This window comes from Neorhodopirellula pilleata, from assembly GCF_007859915.1.
Lineage (GTDB): Bacteria > Planctomycetota > Planctomycetia > Pirellulales > Pirellulaceae > Rhodopirellula > Rhodopirellula pilleata.
This window is the reverse complement of the sequence record NZ_SJPM01000002.1, coordinates 50035-71272: the sequence shown is the minus strand read 5'-3', so window position 1 is coordinate 71272 and position 21238 is coordinate 50035. Positions and strand designations below refer to the sequence as shown.

At 55.1% G+C, this 21238-nt stretch carries 2 protein-coding genes; both read left to right on the top strand.

Going from position 1 to position 21238, the window contains the following annotated elements:
* The first annotated feature begins 246 nt into the window (after positions 1 to 246).
* Positions 247 to 18510 carry a DUF4347 domain-containing protein gene (locus tag Pla100_RS05370; RefSeq protein WP_146576687.1) on the top strand — a complete coding sequence of 6088 codons (18264 nt, stop codon included), beginning with the start codon at positions 247 to 249 and terminating at the stop codon, positions 18508 to 18510.
* Positions 18507 to 20942, top strand: a complete 2436-nt coding sequence (locus Pla100_RS05365; protein WP_146576686.1) for a diguanylate cyclase — start codon at positions 18507 to 18509, stop codon at positions 20940 to 20942. The genes Pla100_RS05370 and Pla100_RS05365 overlap by 4 nt, the downstream gene beginning before the upstream one ends.
* The last annotated feature ends 296 nt before the right edge of the window (positions 20943 to 21238 follow it).

Here is a 21238-nt window from a genome sequence, read left to right as displayed (position 1 = left end):
TTGACGAGAGCATTAATCCAATCAGTGCACGATTCCTGGGGGTAGATTTCCACGGGGAAAAATCCGTGCGGAGCGCACGTCCTCTCGTAGGCATCGCGTGAACATTAAGTGGTGGCGACTTTCAGTCGCCAAACCCTGAAACGTCGACTGAAAGTCGACGCCACGTTAAGAATCCATCACTTATTGTTCACGCGATGCTAAGTCAGTCTCGAAAGCTGGACGAAGGGGAAAATCACTGGAGGAGCCGTGCTACACAAAATACTGACAAAACTTGACGCACAACTGCGTTCACAGAAAACCAAAGCTGCTAGCAAAGCCGCTGGCATTCCAGCCCGCGAGCTGGATCTGCTCGTGCTCGAGGAGCGTATCCTCTACAGCGCCGTTCCGATGGTCGAAGCTGCCGAAGCTCCCGTAGACTCAACGGCCGAAAGTGCCTCCGTCGATATTTTTGCCCATGAAGTGGTCTCCTACGAAGGGAGCGGAGAGAATAACGCTGACGCGGTTAATCAAGCGACTGAAAGTGACGTGGTTTGGGACGGGGGCCATGAAAGTGCCGTTGATGTTTCACGCGAGTTGATTTTCATCGATACGAGCATTGATGACTTGCAACAAGTGCTCGACGATATCGCCACGCTCAGCGATCCGTCGCGGCAAATTGAAATCGTGTTCGTCGATCCGACTCGCGACGGCATCCAGCAAATCAGCGAAGCCCTAGCGGGCCGCACCCAGATCGACGCGATTCACATTGCCTCCCACGGCAGCGATGGCCAAATCCAATTGGGCAGCACGGTCCTCAATAACGACTCACTCGTTGGCTACTCAAGCGAGATCGCCGGTTGGGCCAGCGCGCTGGATACCGACGCGGATTTGTACTTCTACGGTTGCGACTTGGCGGATGACGATGGGCAGATGCTGATCGATTCCGTGGCCGCCTTGTGCGATTGCGATGTCACCGCCAGCCATCAGCCGATCGGAGCGGAAGTCCTCGCCCCGATGTTCGATTCGGTCGACAGCGAATTCTTGGAGCTCGTATTCGTTGACACCGGAGTTGAGGATTACGAAACAATTCTTGCCGACTTGCAAAGTCGTAGTGTCCCTGGCACGCAATTGCAAATCGTGCTTGTCGACAGCAACACTGATGGACTTGCTCAAGTCAACGACTATTTATCGCAGCTTGGCGGGCCGCTCGACGCGATTCACTTCATCACCCACGGAACTGATCGGGCATTTAAGTTTGGTAGCACTTGGTTCGATGCCCAGGCGGCCCAGAGCCGACAAGCCGAGTTTGCTCAGTGGTCGGGTGCATTGAAGACCGGTGGCGACGTTTTATTCTACGGTTGCGATCTGGCGAGTACTCAAGCCGGCCGTGATCTGCTGGAATCGATCGCCCAGTGGACGGGAGCCGATATCGCCGCCAGCGAAACGCTGATCGGTGCCGAGTCGCTGGGTGGCAATTGGTTGCTCGAATACAACGTCGGCGAGATCGAGACGCAAATCGTCGTCAGCGCTGCATTTCAAGCCGAGTGGGAAGGTTTGCTGGCGACATTCACGGTGACGAACACCAACGACAGCGGTGCGGGATCACTGCGTCAAGCGATCACCGATGCCAACGCGTTGGCGGGGCATGACGCGATTGTCTTTAACATTGCTGGTAGCGGCACACAGGTGATCAACCTGTCATCGGCGCTCGATGCGATTACCGAACAGGTCACGATCGACGGTACGACGCAGACCGGTTGGACTGAGGGCAGTTTTCTGCCGATCGTTCTGGACGGAAACGGCGGAGGGTTCGATGGCCTGACTTTCAGTGCCACCGCTGACAACAGTGAAGTCCGCGGGCTGGTGATTCGCGATGTTGACACCGGTATCATAATCGACGATGGATCGAGCGGCAACACGATCGCGGGCAACTGGATTGGACAATTCAACAGCGACGGAACTGATGCGGGCGTAGGTGAAGCAATCACTGGCGACGGGATGTTTGTTGTTGGTGACAACAATACGATCGGAGGCGTCGTTGCGTCGGATCGGAATGTTATCAACGAACGCATCTACCTGTATTCGACGAGCGCAAACAACAATTTGATTGCTGGGAACTTTCTGGGCACCGATACTACTGGAAATAGCCTGCTGGCGAGCGGTAGTGCCTATCAGGGTGTAGTCGCAACCAACGGTGCGAACAGCAACACAATTGGTGGAGCAACCGATGATCATCGCAACATTATTGCTGGCACGACATATGCGATTGATCTGGAAGATTCGGGAACTGACAGTTTTGTTATCCAGAACAACCGGATCGGCCTTGGAGCAGATGGCACAACCGTTCTGGGAAACACAAACATCGGCATTTACCTCTATTCAGGCGATAACCATGTCATCGGCGGCGTAGGGGCTGGGAACGAAATTCTAGACAGCGGCACAGGAATTCTGGTCGGTGAATCAGTGACCGGAGTTACGATTTACGGAAACTTTATTGGCACGAACGAGACCGGAACGGTCACTGCCGGAAATGACGTAGGCGTTTTGTTTGAATGGGGGGCCAGCCAGAATCAACTTGGTGGAATCAATGCTGGTGAAGGTAACGTGATTACCGCCAGTAGCGGAGCGGGAGTCGTTGTCGACTCGACCACCATGATTCCAATCAGAAACACGATTCGTGGAAACTCGATCTACGGAAACGCTGGCCTTGGCATTGACCTTGGAAACGATGGGCCAACCGCGAACGATACGGGCGCTCCCAACGATGCCGACACCGGCCCGAACAACCTGCAGAACTGGGCCGAGATCAACTCCGTCGAATCGAATGTTTCCAACGAACTCGTTTACGACATCGACACCACGACGCTTGCCAGCGGAACGTACTCGATCGACTTCTACGCCAGCACGGACGTCGATGGCGGCCAAGTCGAAGGCAAGCGTTATATGGGAACGATCACGGGCGTTGCTGATGGGCAAGCCTCGCTCACGGGCACGCTGGCTGGTTCGACGATTGCCGATAGCGAGCACATTACGCTCGTCACGACGGACGCCAGCGGGAATTCGTCTGAATTCTCCCGCTATGCGACGCCAGACACCGACGGAGACGGCGTCTTCGACAGCGTTGACTTGGACGATGACAATGATGGGATTCTGGACAGCGTTGAAGATGTGACGGTCGATCCCGAAATTTCCAATTGGACGAACGTCGCAGGGTCATCGGTCACCGGCGGCAATGGCACGCTGACCTACAATTATGGCGGTTCGCAGACGAATACGTGGAGCATCTCCACGCATTCGGACAATTTTTCCACGCTTGGCTACACCGATTCATTCAAGTTCAATTTCACCGCCGACAATGCGTCCTATGGAGACGTGATGATCGGTTTGAACGAAGCTGGCACGAACAGCACCAATAGCTGGGAGGATGGCGACTTCAAGTTTTACTTCGCTGGCGCGAACTTCTATATCTATGAGGAAAGCTCCAACGTTGTTGCAGCAACGGCTTTCTCCGCTGGCGATGTCTTCACGATTGAAATCGACGGTACGAATGTTGACTATCAGCGTAACGGCATCAGCGTCCGCAACACAACGACAACGGCTGGTAAAGACTACTTTGTCGACACGTCTTTCTATGACGACTCGACACCGACAACCTATTCGTTCAGCAACATCACGCTAACGAATCTGGATGGATCAACGTCTGGCACGAACGATGTCGACGGCGATGGCCTGATCAACAGCCTTGATCTGGACAGCGATAACGACGGCATTGCGGACAATATCGAAGCTCAAACGACCGCAGGCTATGTCGCGCCCAATGGAGTCGTTGATGCCAGTGGTGTGGATACGGCTTACAACGGTCTTCCCGACGGCGGATTGACGCCGGTCGATACGGACAGCGACGGCACGGCTGATTACCTTGACACCGACAGTGACAACGATGGCACGTCGGATCAGGCCGAATCGGGGATCGCAGCCGTCAGCGATGCCACTTACGCCGATCCAAACGGCAGCACCAACGATCCGGCCAACGATTTGCAGTCGACCTATGCCACCGGCGAGGTTGACTTCCGGGAAGTCGCTCCAGTCAATGAAGCACCAACGTTTAGTGTTGGCGATGGCTTGGAGGCAACGCCAATCGGGTCGGGATCCAGTTACGGTAACAGTGTCTTTTTACAGGACGATGGCAAGTTCGTCGTTGCAGGCTACGGCTTAACACCGGGCTCAGCAAGCGGATTTGGTATCAGCCGGTTTAACGTAGATGGGTCGCTCGATACGACCTTCAACGGAACGGGTTTTAATACCACCGACATTATGCCCGGATTTGATACTGCAAACAGTGTCACTCAGCAGGCGGATGGAAAGTACGTCGTTGCCGGCCGTGCTAACGATGGCTCTAGTAGAAACTTCTATGCCGTCGCTCGATACAACAACGACGGCACATTGGATACAACGTTTGATGGCGATGGAATAGTGACGACCGCGGTCGGAAACAGTGAAGCCGCCGCCAGCGTGCAGGTTCAGACCGACGGCAAGATCGTTGTTTCGGGATTTCACTTCAATGGCAGTAACATCAACTTTGCGGTCGTGCGATACAACAGCAACGGATCGCTCGACACGACTTTTAGCGGCGACGGAATCGTCACGACCAATGTTGGTACTGGAAATGCTTATGGTGTCAGCTCCGCAATTCAGTCCGATGGGAAAATTGTACTCGGAGGCTACGCGGCTACGGCTGAGGGAATCAACTTTGCGCTGACGCGTTACAACACAAACGGCACGTTGGACACGACATTCAGCGGCGATGGGAAAGTCGACACTGATTTCTCAGGCTCTTCTACTGACTACCTGAAAGAAATTGTGATTCAGGATGACGGCAAGATTGTGGCCGTCGGATACACCTCTGCCGGCGGAACCGCTGATTTTGCCATCATTCGGTACAACTCCGACGGTTCGCTCGACACAACGTTCAACGGCACCGGAAAAGTCATTACTGCGATTGGTGCAGGGACCGATGATGCCAATAGCGTCGCGGTGCAATCAGATGGAAAAATCGTTGTCGGAGGTTACAGCAACAATGGCACAAACAATGACTTTGCCGTTGTACGATACAACGCAAATGGCTCGCTGGACACAACGTTTAACACGACCGGCAAGCTGACAATGCCTCAGTCGGGTGATGCCTACGGCAAAGGAATTGCGATCAATGCCGACGGAAGCATTATTCTGATTGGTAACAGATCTGATGGGCAAACCGACGTGCAGGTTGCACGAATCAACAGCGATGGCACGGTTGACGAATCATTTGGCAACCTTGTCAATACGCTCGACGGCAATCCGAGCTATATCGAAGGCGGTGCGGCGGTTGTTCTTGATGCGGACGTTCAAGTGTTCGATGAAGAGCTGTCGGCGATTGACAATTTTGACGGAGCCACATTAACGCTGGTTCGCAACGGTGGCACCAATGCCAACGATCAATTTTCCGCGACCGGCACGCTGGTCACGTTGAGCCAAGGAGCAAACAACCTTGTCGTGGGAGCCACGACGATCGGTTCGGTCACGACGAACTCGGGCGGCACGTTGGTGCTGACGTTCAACGGCAATGCCACGAATGTGCTGGTGAACGAAGCGATGCAGCAAATCGCTTACAGTAACGGCAGCGGCACACCTGCGGCCAGCGTTCAGATCGACTGGACGTTCGACGATGGTGGCGACAGTGTTTCGGTTCAAGGAAGCCCCGGCGCATTGACGGCGACCGGCAGCACGACGGTCGATATTCTGACCTCGGTTGATCTGGACATCACGGCTCCGGCGACGGCGACCACCGACGAAGACACCCCGTTTGTCTACTCGGGTGGCAACGTCATCAGCGTAGACGACGGCATTGCGGCGGACACTCCGCTTCGCGTCACATTGAGTGTCGCCAACGGCGTTCTGTCGCTTAATGGTTTGATCGGCATCACGTTTGTCGAAGGTGCCGACGGTTCGCCGTCGATGGTGATCGAAGGACTCGAAAGTGACATCAACACGGCGCTCAACGGCTTGGAGTTCACTCCCAACGCCAACTACAACGGCGCGGACACGCTGAACATCACGACGGCGGTCGCTGCAAACTTGGTTGGCAACTACACCTTTGAAGGAAACGCTGATGACGTGGCGGCAGGAGTCGCGAACGATGGCACGCCAACCACGACGGGTTTGTTCGTCAGCGATCCGGAACGTGGGAATGTCTTGTCGCTGAACAACAGCGAGTATGTTGAAATCCCCGGCATGTTCGGCAATCCGGCTGACATGACGCTGGCTGCTTGGGTCAACGTGAACTCGGGTACGTACTCCGGTGAGATCATATCACTTGGCGACAATGTGGCACTACGCTCGATCGACGGAACCAACGGTCTGACTTTCATCATTCGCGGCACATCGAGCTGGCAAGAAGTCCGCACGAACGTCAACATCTCCGATGCGGGCTGGACACATGTTGCCGCGACGATAGATGACGCGACCGGTGATGTCGCGATCTACATCAACGGCGAACTTGTCCTGACTGACACAGCAACCGAGTCGATCCAATACAATCAGGGAACCGTCACTCGAATCGGGCAGAACGGAAACGGAACAGGCCACGCGTTTGACGGCCTGATCGACGACGCTCGAGTTTACACGCGTGCCTTGTCGAGCGACGAGATTGCGGCATTGGCGACGGACCAAACCGAAACAACCGACAGCGTGGCGATCACGGTCAACGCGGTGAACGATACTCCGACGTTTGATGTGGGTGATGGGATCGTGACGACGGCGGTCGGCTCGAATTATGATGCCGGCGCGGGCACGGTCGTTCTGCCGGACGGTAAAATTCTTGTCGCGGGGACGACCAGCAGCGGCACGGGCGCTGATTTTGCGTTGACACGCTACAACGCTGACGGATCGCTCGACACGACCTTTGGCGGCGGAGACGGGATTGCCACTTCGGGCATCTTGGCGAATACCGAAGTCGCAAACAGCATCGCTGTGCAGGCTGACGGCAAAATTCTTATCGCTGGATACAGCAACGACGGCAGCACGGATGACTTCGTCGTAACGCGTTTCAACGCCGACGGAACGCTCGACACCGCCTTTGGTGGCGGCGACGGAATCGTCTCCACGCCCATCGGAGCGGGGGAAGATCGAGGTTGGGGCGTCACGACTCAGCTTGATGGAAAATTCGTGGTCGGAGGACATTACTTCAACGGCACGAATCAAGATTTCGCCCTGATTCGCTACAACGAAGACGGGACCGTCGACAGTACTTTTGGCGCAAGCGGAATCGTCACGACGCCACTTGGGTCTGGGGTAGACCAAGCCTTTAGCGTCACTATTCAGGCTGACGGGAAACTTCTTCTGGGCGGTAGGGGTTCAACCGGCGGGCAAACGTTTGCCTTGGTTCGCTACAACAGCGACGGTTCGCTCGACACGAGCTTCGGTGGTGGCGACGGAATTGTGGAGACGCCAAGTGGCGCGGTTGCCGGAATTGGGAACAGTGTCACGTTGCAAGCCAATGGCCAGATTCTGTTGGCGGGAGCCATCTTTGATTCACGAAGCCACTTTGCGGTTCTGCGATACGACGCCGATGGCACGCTGGACGCCACATTCGGTGGTACAGGTTTGGTGGCGACAACTGTTGGCTCGACCAGCGATTCCGGTCAATCCGTCACGGTACAGGACGACGGAAAAGTCCTTGTGGCTGGATACAGTTCCAACGGCACCGACAACGATTTCGCTTTGGTTCGCTACAACACGAACGGCTCGTTGGACAATACCTTTGGCACCGGCGGGATCGTCACAACGCCCATTGGACCGGGTCAAGATCTAGCCTACAGCGTCAGTGTTGGGAGTGACGGCACGATTGTTGTGGCGGGACGGAGTAACAACGGCACCGATGAAGATTTCGCTTTGGTTAAATACAACAGCGATGGATCACTGAACCAGCAGTTTGGTACGATCGCGAATTCGCTCGACGGCAAACCAACATACACAGAAGGCGGTGCAGCGGTTGTGCTGGATGGCGACGTTCAAATATTTGATGAAGAGCTTTCGGGCATCGACGATTTCGACGGAGCAACGTTGACGCTTGTTCGCAACGGTGCTGCAAGTGCCGACGATGAGTACTCGGCGACAGGAACCTTGGTCTCGCTAGCTCAAGGATCAAACAACTTGGTCGTTGGCGCCACCACAATCGGCTCTGTAACGCAAAACTCCAGCGGCACGTTGGTTCTGACTTTCAACAGTAACGCCACTAATGCGCTCGTCAATGAAGCGATGCAGCAAATCGCCTACAGCAACAGCAATGACGCGCCACCAGCAAGCGCTCAGATTGACTGGACGTTCGACGATGGCGGCGACAGTGTTCAAACTCAAGGCGGTTCCGCAGAACAAGTCACCGGCAGCACGACGGTCAATATCACCGCCGTCAATGATGCTCCAGTCGTGGACCTCAATGGCACCAACGACATTGGAACCGACTTTTCTGTATCCTTCACAGAAGATGGCGGAGCAGTCAACATCTCCGACACGGATATCATTATCAGCGATGCCGATAGCACGTCCTTCCAGGATCTGTACATCACCCTGTCCGCGATGCCGGACGGTGCCAGTGAGCTTGTTACCGTGGCGGGCTACACCTTTAGTTACGGCACCGGAGATGTGGTCACTCGCACGGTGGGCAGTACGGATTTCGAAATCGACTTCGATGGAACTGGTTTCACCATCGTCAAGGAGTTCGGTGGTGATTTCCCTCTGGCTGATCTGCAGTCGCTGATACAAGGCATCACCTACGAAAACAGCTCGGACACACCCACTGAAGGTAATCGAACACTCGACATCCAAATACTCGATGCCGAAGGGCAGCTCAGTAGCACGGTCACCAGTACCGTTTCGGTGAGTGCGGTCAACGACCCGCCCTCCTTTAGCAATGCTGGCACGCTGACCACTGCTATCGGCGCGGAAGACGACTTTGGAGCTCGCGTCGCGCTACAGGCCGACGGCAAGATTGTGGTGGCAGGAACCAGCGATAACGGCAGCAATGATGACTTCGCACTGGCGCGTTACAACACCGACGGCACGCTGGATACCAGTTTCGCGGGCGACGGCAAGCTTACTACTGCCATTGGTGCGAGCAATGACACTGCAAGCAGCGTGACCGTGCAAGCCGACGGCAAGATCCTGGTGGCAGGGCGAAGCTTCAACGGCAGCAATAATGATTTCGCCCTGGTGCGTTACAACACCGACGGAACGCTGGACACCAGTTTCTCTGGCGACGGCATGCTCACGACGGACATTGGTGCGAGCCATGACACGGGAAACAGCGTCACCGTGCAAGCCGACGGCAAGATCCTGGTGGCGGGAACCAGCTGGAACGGCAGCAACGAAGACATCACATTGGTGCGTTACAACAGCGACGGCACGCTGGACACCAGCTTCTCCGGCGACGGCATTCTCACCACGGCTGTTGGATTGAGCCATGACAAAGGAAACAGCGTCACCGTGCAAGCCGACGGCAAGATTCTGGTGGCGGGGTCCAGCACCAACGGCAACGATGAATTCGCCGTGGTGCGTTACAACAGCGACGGCACGCTGGACACCACTTTCTCCGGCGACGGCATACTCACCACCGCTATCGGGGCCTACAATGCTTCTGGGAAGAGTGTCACTGTGCAGGCCGACGGCAAGATTCTGGTGGCAGGGGACAGCTGGAATGGCAGCAATCAAGACTTCGCATTGGTGCGATACAACAGCGATGGCACGCTGGACACCAGCTTCTCCGGCGATGGCAAACTCACCACCGCCATCGGCACAGGGCATGATCAAAGCTACAGCGTTGCCGTGCAGGCCGACGGCAAGATCCTTTTGGCGGGATACAGCGCGATCGGCAGCAACGACGAATTCGCTCTGGTGCGTTACAACAGCGACGGCACGCTGGACACTACTTTCTCCGGCGACGGCAAGCTGACCACCGCCATCGGGACGCTGTATGACACTGGATACAGCGTCGTCGTGCAGGCCGACGGCAAGATCGTGGTGGCAGGGGACAGCGACAATGGCGACAACTATGACTTCGCCTTGGCTCGCTACAACAGCGATGGCACGCTGGACACCACCTTCGCTGCCGCCAGCACGCTGGACGGCACACCGACCTACACCGAAAACGGCGCGGCGGTGGTGCTGGACAATGATGTCAATGTCTACGATGCCGAGTTGGATGCATTGAATTCAGGCTACGGCAACTACGCCGGAGCAAGCGTCACGCTGGTTCGAAACGGCGGAGCGGCTGCCGAAGATGTGCTGAGCTTCAACAACGGCAACGGCATCACGCTGTCCGGCGGGAACCTGCTCAAGAGCGGTCAGATCATTGCCACGTTTGACACCACGGCCACGGCGGGCCAACTGGTCATCACGTTCACCGATGCCAATGGCGAAATCCCAACCAGCGCCGACGTCGACAACATCCTGCGCCAGATCACTTATGCCAACAGCAGCGATACACCGCCCGCCAGTGTGCAAATCGACTGGACGTTCGACGACGGCGGAGACACCGTGCAGACACAAGGCGGCGCGGCTCTGCAGGCCACTGGCAGCACGACGGTCAACATCACGGCGACCAACGATGCACCGGTGATCAATCAAACGAACTTGCTTGTCAACGGCGATCTTGAGACTGGTGACTTAACCGGCTGGAGCACAACGGGAACCGTCACGAATACGGGCAACGCGCTGCGATTCGGCGAGGGCGATGTCGCAGGTCCGCATACGGCATCACAGTCTTTCACGACGATCATCGGACAAACGTACACGCTGACATTCCAATACCGGGATGACAGTGGCTCGCTCAGCCAGCAAATGCAGGTCAAAGTCGATGGTGCCACCAACCTCCTGATCGCCACACGAACATCGTCGGTGCCAGGAACGACCTTCACCACTTTCACCTATTCATTTGTCGCCGATTCGACAACGACGACACTGACATTCACCGATGTCTCAGCGAGCTCGACGGGGGTCGATGGCTACCTCGATAATGTTTCAGTTTACGAGCAAACTACCTTTACCACCATTTCAGAAGACGACGTCAACAACGCTGGTAACACGGTTGCTTCGTTGCTGGCCAGCGTCAGCGGCGATCGGGTGATTGACGCTGATGCGGGGGCCGTCGAAGGCATTGCGGTGACCTATGTGAGCAACGCCTTTGACTACTCGATCGACGGTGGCGCGACGTGGCAGCGGGTCGATTCAGTTTCAACTTTCAACGCACTGCTTCTGCGATCAACGGACCTGATTCGGTTGGTGCCGAATGCAACTTCCTCGCAAAGCGAGCGAATTGAGTTTCGTGCCTGGGACCAAACGACGGGAAGCGAGGGCACGTACGTCAGCACGTCTGTCAATGGTGGCAGCACCGCCTTTTCCACGACCATTGAAAGGGCTGCGATCGTCACCACGGGCATCAACGATGCACCGACGTTCGGTTCCGAGGGCGGTTTCGCCATTGGCTACGGCGAGCCAGGATACAACCAGAATGTTGCGTCCCTGGCACTTGCTGATGGCAGCGTCTTGTTCACGCCTTACAATTCCAACATTGACTCGGTGGTTGGCAAACTGGGGCCTGACGGCCAACTTGACACCAGTTTTGGAATCAACGGTTATTTCGAGGCATCGTCGATCGCCTATATCCAAGACATCAAGCAGCAGCCGGACGGCAAGTTCCTGGTCACGGGTGACGTTGGCAGCGATATCGGACTGGCTCGGTACAACAGCGATGGCACTCTGGACACCGGCTTCGGCACTGGCGGAGTGGTGGTGACGGATGTCAATGGCAACGACGATGCGTATGAAGTCGCCGTGCACACCGATGGCACCATCGTCGTGGTGGGCGCGAATGGACCGGATTCGTTTGTGGCGAGATACACCAGCGCGGGTGTGCTGGATTCGACCTTTGATGGCGATGGGATCGTTAATGTCAATCTTGGAGGTACCAGTGAACGTCTCGGTTCAGTGACCATTCTGGCCGATGGTCGCATTCTGGCCGCGGGCGAGAATCACGTCATTCGGCTGACAACCGCCGGTGCACTCGACGCGACGTTTGATGGGGACGGAATTCTTTCGGTCGGACACAAGACCAACAGTCTGGTCGTTCAATCGGATGGCAAGATCGCGGTTACCGGGTTACTGGGCAACGATCTGGTCATCACTCGCTTCGATGGTAACGGCGTCCTGGACACGAGCTTTGGTGTAGGTGGAACAGCAACACTAACACATCCCGACGTCCTTTCGGCCTACGGAGTCAAAGTCATCCAGCAGTCCGATGACAGGCTGCTGGTGGTCGGAACGGCTGAAACGAACAGCGCCTACGGTTACGAACTGGTGGTGGTACGGCTGAATACCGACGGAAGTTTCGATACCGGATTCGGTGACAACGGCGTCTGGCTCTCCGGTCTGACCAATGACTACGCCGACGGTTATGACATCTCACTCTATGACGACGGAGTGGAGGAAAAGATTGTCGTTGGAGGCTACGATAGTCGCCATGGTTTCTCACGTGCCTTGATCGCACGCCTGAACGCCGACGGTACGCTCGATACCAGCTATCAATCGGGCCAACTGGACGGTAATCCGACCTACGTCGAAGGTGGTTCAGCAGTGGTGCTGGATGCCAACGTACAGATCTTTGATGCAGAACTTTCAGCGGCAGACAATTTCAACGGGTCTTTCCTGTGGTTGCATCGCGCCGGTGGCGGAGTTGCCGAAGACGTGTTCAGTGCGACCGGCAATCTCGCCGCGTTGACTCAGGGCGGAAACATCACACTGTCGGGCATCAACATCGGAACCGTCTCATCGATAGCCAGCGGCAATCTGATTCTAACGTTCAACGCAGACGCCACCCAGGCACTCGTCAACGAAACGCTGCAGTCGATTGCCTATGCGAACACCAGCGACACGCCGCCGACAAGCGTTGACGTTACCTGGGAATTTCATGATGGCAACAGCGGATCCCAGGGCAGTGGCGGAAACCTCACCGCGACCGGCATCACGACGGTCAACATCATCAACACCGATGAACCGGCATTCTTGACCGTGCCGATTGCTCAATCCGTGAACGAAGACGTTCCGCTGACATTCTCCGGCGGCGGCGGCAATGCAATCGTTATTGAAAGCGGAAGCAACAACGACCCGATCGTAACGGCGACGCTGAGTGTGACCAATGGTCGGCTGACTCTGGCTACAACCGCTGGCATTTCGTTTATGAACGGAACCAGTAACAACAGCGCGACGATCGCAATTTCTGGGACCGAAGCCGACATCAACGCGGCGCTCGATGGTTTGCAGTACCTCGGCAACGCCAACTACAACGGCAGTGATACGCTAACGGTGACCACCGGTTCCGACGCGGCCGCCGAAGCGAATCTGTATGCCCGATATGAGTTCCTAAACGGCTCGACCGATGACGATAGCGGCAATGGTCACGACGGGACCGCTTCCGGCGATCCGACGCTGACCAGCGATCCCGAGCGCGGCGATGTGATGACGTTTGACGGCGATGACTTGATCAGAATCACCAACGGTGCCTTGGGTCTGGGCAACGAAGTCACGTTCGCGGCCTGGGTGAACTTGGATGCCGGACAACAGGAACAAGTCTTCTTGTCGATTGGTGACGAGTTCTTCGTGACGCTTGATCGCACCAACCCAAGTTACTCCATGGCGGTCCATGCCAAAGGACTTACGACCAACAATCTGAACTCAGCCAACAACATTGCTGGAGAAGGATGGAATCACGTCGCGGCAACGCTGGATGACACCACGAATATCGTGCGTCTCTATCTCAACGGTGTCCAGATCAACAGCAGTTCGTTCAACTTCGGTGACATTGACTGGGGTGTCACCGGTTCGCCCGACATCACCATCGGCGGAAAATCAACTGGGGCAAACGCGTTCGTCGGCAGCCTTGATGACGTGCGAATCTACGATCGTGTCTTAACCGCATCTGAAATTGTCGCGATTCTGGGCGACAACGGATTCGATTCCCAAACCGTTGCCATTACAGTCAACTCCGTCAATGACGCACCCAGCGGAGCGAACAAGACGATCACGATTCTTGAAGATGCGACCTATACGTTAACCGCTGCTGACTTTGGCTTTACGGATCTTGAAGGAAACAACTTCGATCGGGTTTGGATCACATCTCTCCCAAGCCAAGGTCAGCTTTTGTACAACGACGCAACCCTCGCTGCCAACGACTGGGTATCCAAAGCGGATATCGATAGCGGGTTGTTAACATTCCAACCAACCGCAGATGCGAATGGTACGAACTATACGAGTTTTGGTTTCCAGGTCCAGGACGATGGTGGCACCGCGAACGGCGGAATCGACCGTGATCCGACGGACAATTCGATTACGTTCAATGTGACTGCGGTCAATGATGCGCCGGTTCTTGTACCGTACGCTCCGACCTATGCCACAACCGAAGACACCGCATCGTACATGTTGACGATTTCCACATTCTTGAACGCCAGCGTGACGGATGTCGATAGCGTGCTTACGAAAGGGCTCGCGATCTTTGGGACGACCGGCACCGCTGGACTTTTGGAATACAGCATTGACGGCGGATCAACGTGGACAAGTATCGGTACGGTCTCTGCCAATAACGCTTTAGTGCTACGCTCGACGGACAAGATTCGCTTGTTGCCCAACGGTGAAAACGGCGGCACGATCAATCTGGAATACCGAGCCTGGGACCGGACATCAGGTACTGTCGGAACCAAGGTTGATTCCACTATCACCGGTGGAACAACCGCATTCAGCACAGCAAGCGACGTTCTCACGTTCAATGTATCTTCGATCAACGATGCGCCGACATTTGGATCAACCCTGAACGGCAATCCCACTTTCATTGAAGGGGGCTCGGCCGTGGTGCTCGATGGTAACGTCGCAATACTGGATGCTGAACTGAGCAACATCGATGACTTTGGCGGTGCCACACTGACGCTGGCTCGCAGCGGTGGTGCCGATGGCGAAGATGTGTTTTCAGCGTTCGGTAATCTGGTTCTAAACGGTGGCACGTTGGAACTTTCGTCGACTAACATCGGCAGCTACACCAACACCGGCGGACAGTTGGCGCTGACGTTCGGGATCGGCGTAACGAATGCCCAAGTCAACGAAGTGATGCAGTTGATCGCGTACAGCAACACCAACGACACACCACCGGCGAGTGTGCAAATCGACTGGACGTTTGACGATGGCAACAGCGGCGCACAAGGAACCGGCGGAGCGTTGCAAGCGACGGGCAATACGTCGGTCAACATCACGGCGACGAATGATGCACCTCTCACGGCTTTGCTTGAAGCCTCGGCGCTAAACTACACCGAAAACGACGGAGCGGTAGCGATCACGTCGGCGATTACGATCACCGATGTGGACGATACAAATATTGAATCGGCGATTATCGCGATCACCAGCAACTACGCCGATGGCGAAGACGTTTTGGCGTTCACGAACCAGAACGGCATCACCGGCGTGTGGGACTCGGGAACCGGCACGCTGACTCTGACCGGCTCGGCCACGTTGGCCCAGTACGAAGCGGCACTTCGCAGCGTCACGTTTGAAAACCTCAGCGATGATCCGACAACAGGAACTCGCACCGTCAGCTTTACCGTCAACGACGGCGACGCGAACAGCAACACTCAGTCGCGTGACATTGGCTTCACAGCGGTCAACGATGCTCCCGTCCAGACCTCCATAGAAAGCACTGCACTCAACTACACCGAAAACGATGGAACCGTCGCCATCACTTCGACTTTGGCAATCACCGACCTTGACGGTACAAACATCGAATCGGCCGTCGTGGCCATCACCGGTAACTATGTCGACGGACAAGATGTTCTGGCATTCAACAACCAGAATGGAATTAGCAGCTCGTGGAATGCCACAACAGGCGAACTGACTCTCACCGGCTCCGCCACGCTGGCTCAGTACGAAGCCGCTCTGCGTTCAATCACCTACACCAACACCAGCGACAATCCGTCCTCGGCCAATCGCACGGTCAGCTTTACAGTCAACGATGGTGACGACAACAGCAACACGGTCACTCGCGATATCGTCATCGAACGAGTGAACGACACTCCCGATGTGGTTGGCCCCGGTTCTGCTTACAGCGTCAATGAACAGACCAACCTGAATATCCATGGTACGGGCTTCAGTGTCACGGATGTCGATGCGGGATCCGGCACAATGACAGCGACGATTGCCGTCGGTGAAGGCTCGATCGCGGTCGCGGCGGGTGATTCGGGGATTGCGATCAGCAGCGGCAACGGAACGGGCAGCGTGATCCTGACCGGTACGTTGGCGCAAATCAATAACCTGCTAACTGGCGTTGGCACAGGCTCGATTGTTTACAACAACGGCAGCGACACGCCTTCGGCTTCGACGACGATTACGGTCACGGTTAACGACGGTGGCAACACGGGCACCGATCCGGGCCTGACGGCTGATGGCAGCAGCGAAGAAGACTCGGCTTCGCAAACGATTAACCTCATCGCGACCAACGACGATCCGACCAATGTTGGCAGCTTGCCAACCGACATCACCGTCACCGAAGACGTTGCCAGCAACATTGATCTCTCCGCGATCAACTTCAGTGACGTCGATGCCGCCAGCGGAACACTGACCGCCACTCTTTCCACTACCACAGGCGGCCAACTGACTGGCGCCGCCGGGACCGGCATCACGATTGGCGGCACGGCGACGGCTCGGACGTTCACCGGCACGTTGACCGACCTCAACAACTACTTCGACAACGCCAGCAACATCACCTACGTTCATGGTACACCGCACACCAACGGTGATAACGCCGATACGATCGGGGTCGTCATTAACGACAACGGCAACACCGGCACTGGTGGTGGAGTTGATCAGAATCTTGGTACGGTCAACGTCGACATCACGGCAGTCAACGATACGCCGGTTGGCATTCCAGCCATCACGGGCACGGTAACCGAAGACCAAACGCTGACCGCCGACACCAGCGGCATCAGTGACAACGACGGTTTGGGAGCGTTCAGTTACCAATGGCTGAGAGACGGCGTCAATATCGGCGGAGCCACGGCCAGCACCTATACGCTGGGTGACGCCGACGTCGGTTCGCAAATCAGCGTCGAAGTCACCTACACCGACGGCGAAGGCAACAACGAAGGACCGCTCGCTTCGGCGCAAACTGCTGCCGTCACCAACGTCAACGATACGCCAGTCGGAGTTGCTGACAACTACTCGTTGAACGAAGACAATGTCTTAAACAACAACGTACTCTCGAATGACCATGACAACGATATCTCGGACACCTTAACTGCTGTACTCAATCAAGATGTGGCTCACGGGCAATTGATTCTTCAAACTGATGGATCATTCGCATATACGCCAGACCACAACTTCAACGGCATTGATGAGTTTACTTACAGGGTTTTTGACGGAACGACGTATTCGAGTGAAACCACGGTCGCATTAACGATCAACGCGATCAATGACGCCCCCATCGCAGTCGACGATGCCGCACAAATCAACGTTGGCGAAACGATCAACATCAACGCGTCAAATGGATTACTCGCGAACGATTCGGACGTCGAGGGCGATTCCTTGACTGCCGTGCTGATCGCTGGGCCAAGTTCCGGTAGCTTGACACTCCAGTCAAACGGAAGCTGGAGCTATGAAGCAGCACCAGGATTTTATGGATTAGTCTCGTTCACTTATGCCGCTAACGATGGCAGCGTGAATTCCGCCACAGCAACGGTCACGATCCTGGTCTCAGTTGGTGGTCCCGCGCCGCCACCTCCGCCGCCACCTCCGCCACCACCTCCGCCGCCACCTCCGCCGCCACCGCCAAATCCAACGCCAGAACCAGAGCCGCTGCCTGAGTCCGAACCTGAATCAAACCCAGTGACGACGCCCCCAGAATTCATTCCTGAGCATTCGATGGGACCATCCACAGAGGTGGACGAAACGGCCAAGACTTCCGACGACTCGGGCAATTTACCACCCAAGGACACGGATCTGCTCTATGGCATGATTGCCCAGAGTGTCGCTGACGGCAAAGAACAAAATCTCGGAAACTTGCAAACAACCGAAATGACCTTCAAGCCGTGGAGTTCCTATTTGCGAAGGATCCTGGTTTCTGCGGATTATTCCGAAGAATCGGCACGAATGAATTTCATCGTCGAAAACTCTGACCTACAGTTCAGCTTAAGTCAGTTCCTGTCGCAAGAGGATGAACGCCAAGCAACACTCCAGCTGGCCAGCGGCACCGCAACAACATTGTTCGTTGGGGCCTCCGCAGGCATCGCGGCATGGTGCGTCGGAGGATCGTACCTGTTTTCCCTGCTCGCTTCCTCCCTTCCGACCTGGGCTGGATTTGACGTGATCCATATTGTCAATAATCCAACACGATGCCTTAACGTAGACGACAAATCCGTCGCTCAGATTATCTCTGCGGGAATGCAGTCGGAGTCGGAATCAAGCTCATGAAAATAAGCAGCCTCGCTCGAATCAATTTCAGCATCATCATGCTGTGCATTGCGGCGATTCTTCTTGCGCATTTGGCTGGGCTCATACCAGACGAACGTGTATATCAGGTAGCAAATCGGGCCAAGTTGTGCGAGGCATTGTCCGCAAACATCAGTGCCTGTGTCGGAGATTACGATCTCCAAAAAGCCGGAAAACAGTTCGAACTATTCGCTACTCAAAACCCCGATTTAATCTCGGTGGGATTGCGTCGACACAACGGTGACCTTGTTGTCGCCGTGGGCTCGCATGCGGAAACGTGGAACGATCTTGCTGTAGGGCATCAGGACGGAATCTATGTGGTGCAGATAGAAAACACGAAGACAAAGTGGGGCCAGATCGAAATCCAATTCAGCCCCATTTATGCTGGAGCGAATCAATACGTCAGTCCTTCATTGGCAAAACTGCTGAGTTTTGTGGCAATGCTCGTTGGTCTAGCGTGCTGGTTGCATTTGCGTCGCATTTTACGCTATCTCGATCCGAACAAGAGCGTGCCACCTCGCGTTCGAGAAGTGCTCAACAGCTTTGCCGAAGGCGTTATCGTTATAGACACCGAAGACCGTATTGTCTTAGCCAATCAGAGTTTCGCGAAGTATGTCGGCAAGACCCAAGAAGAGCTTCTCGGGAGCGGTCTGTATGATTTGGCGTGGCGAATCTCAGAGGCACCTAATTGCAGCACAACCGAGATTCCAGCCGGCACGGTGCACGGAACTCAGATGCAACTAGCCGATGCTAACGGCCAAATCAGATCGATATTCTCGGTAAACTCGTCGCCGGTACTCGATGACGAGGGCAAGTACAAAGGGGTGATGATGGCGTTCACCGACGTAACGCCACTAGAACGTAACCGTTCTGCGCTCTTGTCGACATTGGAAGAGTTGAGTGTATCGAAAAAGGAAATCACAAAACAGAACGAGGAATTGCGTTATTTAGCTACCCGTGATCCGTTGACGTCTTGCATCAATCGCCGAACCTTCTTTGAACTGTTTGAAGAGCACTGGAGTGAAGCAACAAACAGCAACATACCGTTGTGCGGAATGATGGTGGACATCGATTTCTTTAAATCGATCAATGATACCTACGGACATAGCATGGGCGACGAAGTGCTTCGCCAAACCGGTGCTCTGCTCAACAAAATGACCCGCAAGAATGACGTCGTTTGCCGCTATGGCGGCGAAGAGTTTGCAATTCTCATGCCCGGACTCGACATTGCAGATGCCGAGGCTGCCGCCGAATCGATACGCATCCGGATGAGCGAAATGCAGTTCCCAGATTTCACAATCACGGCAAGCCTCGGAATCTCGGCGTTCTCACTGGGCGCCGCCGCTCCCCAAGACATGCTTGACCAAGCCGACAAATGTCTTTACGTCGCTAAACGAAATGGACGAAACCAGGTTGTTAGGTTTGACACTGTTCCGGCAGACTTAATCGTTGATGAATCCAAGATTTCTCGCACCAAACCCGCTGAAGAAGCGAGCGTTGCTCCCTCGATACCTTACTCGGCTGTCACGGCGCTGTTTTCTGCATTGACTTTCAGAGACCATGAAACCGCAATGCACTCCAACCGCGTTTCAACGTATGCTTCGCTTCTCGCTCAGCGTGTCTTAAGTCCTAAGGACGTTTACGTCGTTGAGACTGCAGCGCTGCTGCATGACATCGGCAAGGTCGGCGTTCCAGATGCGATCCTCCTTAAACCTGAGGCACTGAACGCTGAAGAATGGGAATTCATGGAGAAACATGATCGGATCGGAGTAGAGATCATAAGACACTCGTTCAAGAATCAAGGTTTGACAGACATTGTCAAGTACCATCACTACCGATACGGTGGTGTCCAATGCAGCGAGAAACAAAAATTCTGGGGAGAGGATATTCCGATTGGGTCACGCATTCTAACCATCGTCGATTCTTTCGACGCGATGGTTTCTGATCGACCCTATCGAAAAGGCATGGGTGTCACGAGCGCCGTCGCCGAGCTTCGTCGTTGCTCCGGATCGCAGTTTGATCCCGTTTTGACCGAATACTTTATTGAAATTGTCGAATCCGGAGCACTTCAAGTCGAGTTAAATTCTGGGGTTTCATCCGACGGCGACGTACTGCTTGCCATCGGCGAGCAAATAGAACGGCTCGTCGAGGCAGCCGACGATGGCGACGGTCAATCGTTTGTCGCGTTAGCCGAACGATTGCGTCAAACGGCGGATAGGTTTCAAATTGGGATTGTTTCTGAGGCCGCCTCCAATGCGATCGCGGTAACTAACGAAGACGCACAAGTCGAGACTTTGGTCAAGCAATCATTTGAACTACTGGCCGCGTGCCGCATCATGCGGGCAGGGATATCACCAGCTAATTTAACTTCCACTGAAGTCGACTCCAATTCTGCTCAAGTACAGAAACCTTGATCGCGAAATTTCAAGCTCCGTTTTAGTGATAGCATTGATTGCGAAATCTGCGTGATTTTCAGTTTGAAAGAACGAAGGTGCTTGCAGAAATCCGGAAACTCTTGGTTCAAAAGTATCAAGCGACTCCGGATCCGATCGCTGCAGCACGGATTGCAAACCTGCGCCCGCGCGTCAACCTGATTCGGGACATGCAAACTCTCGGGGGCGCTAGTGGTCTGTCACAGCTAAAAGTTAGGGTAGTGGATCTTGTTAAAGATCCTGTAGCGGTCGGATCTTTAACAAGATCTACTACAGCG

Bases quoted from the DNA above. Each gene is read 5' to 3' on its own strand.
- Pla100_RS05365 (WP_146576686.1), top strand. From the start codon at position 18,507: ATGAAAATAAGCAGCCTCGCTCGAATCAATTTCAGCATCATCATGCTG.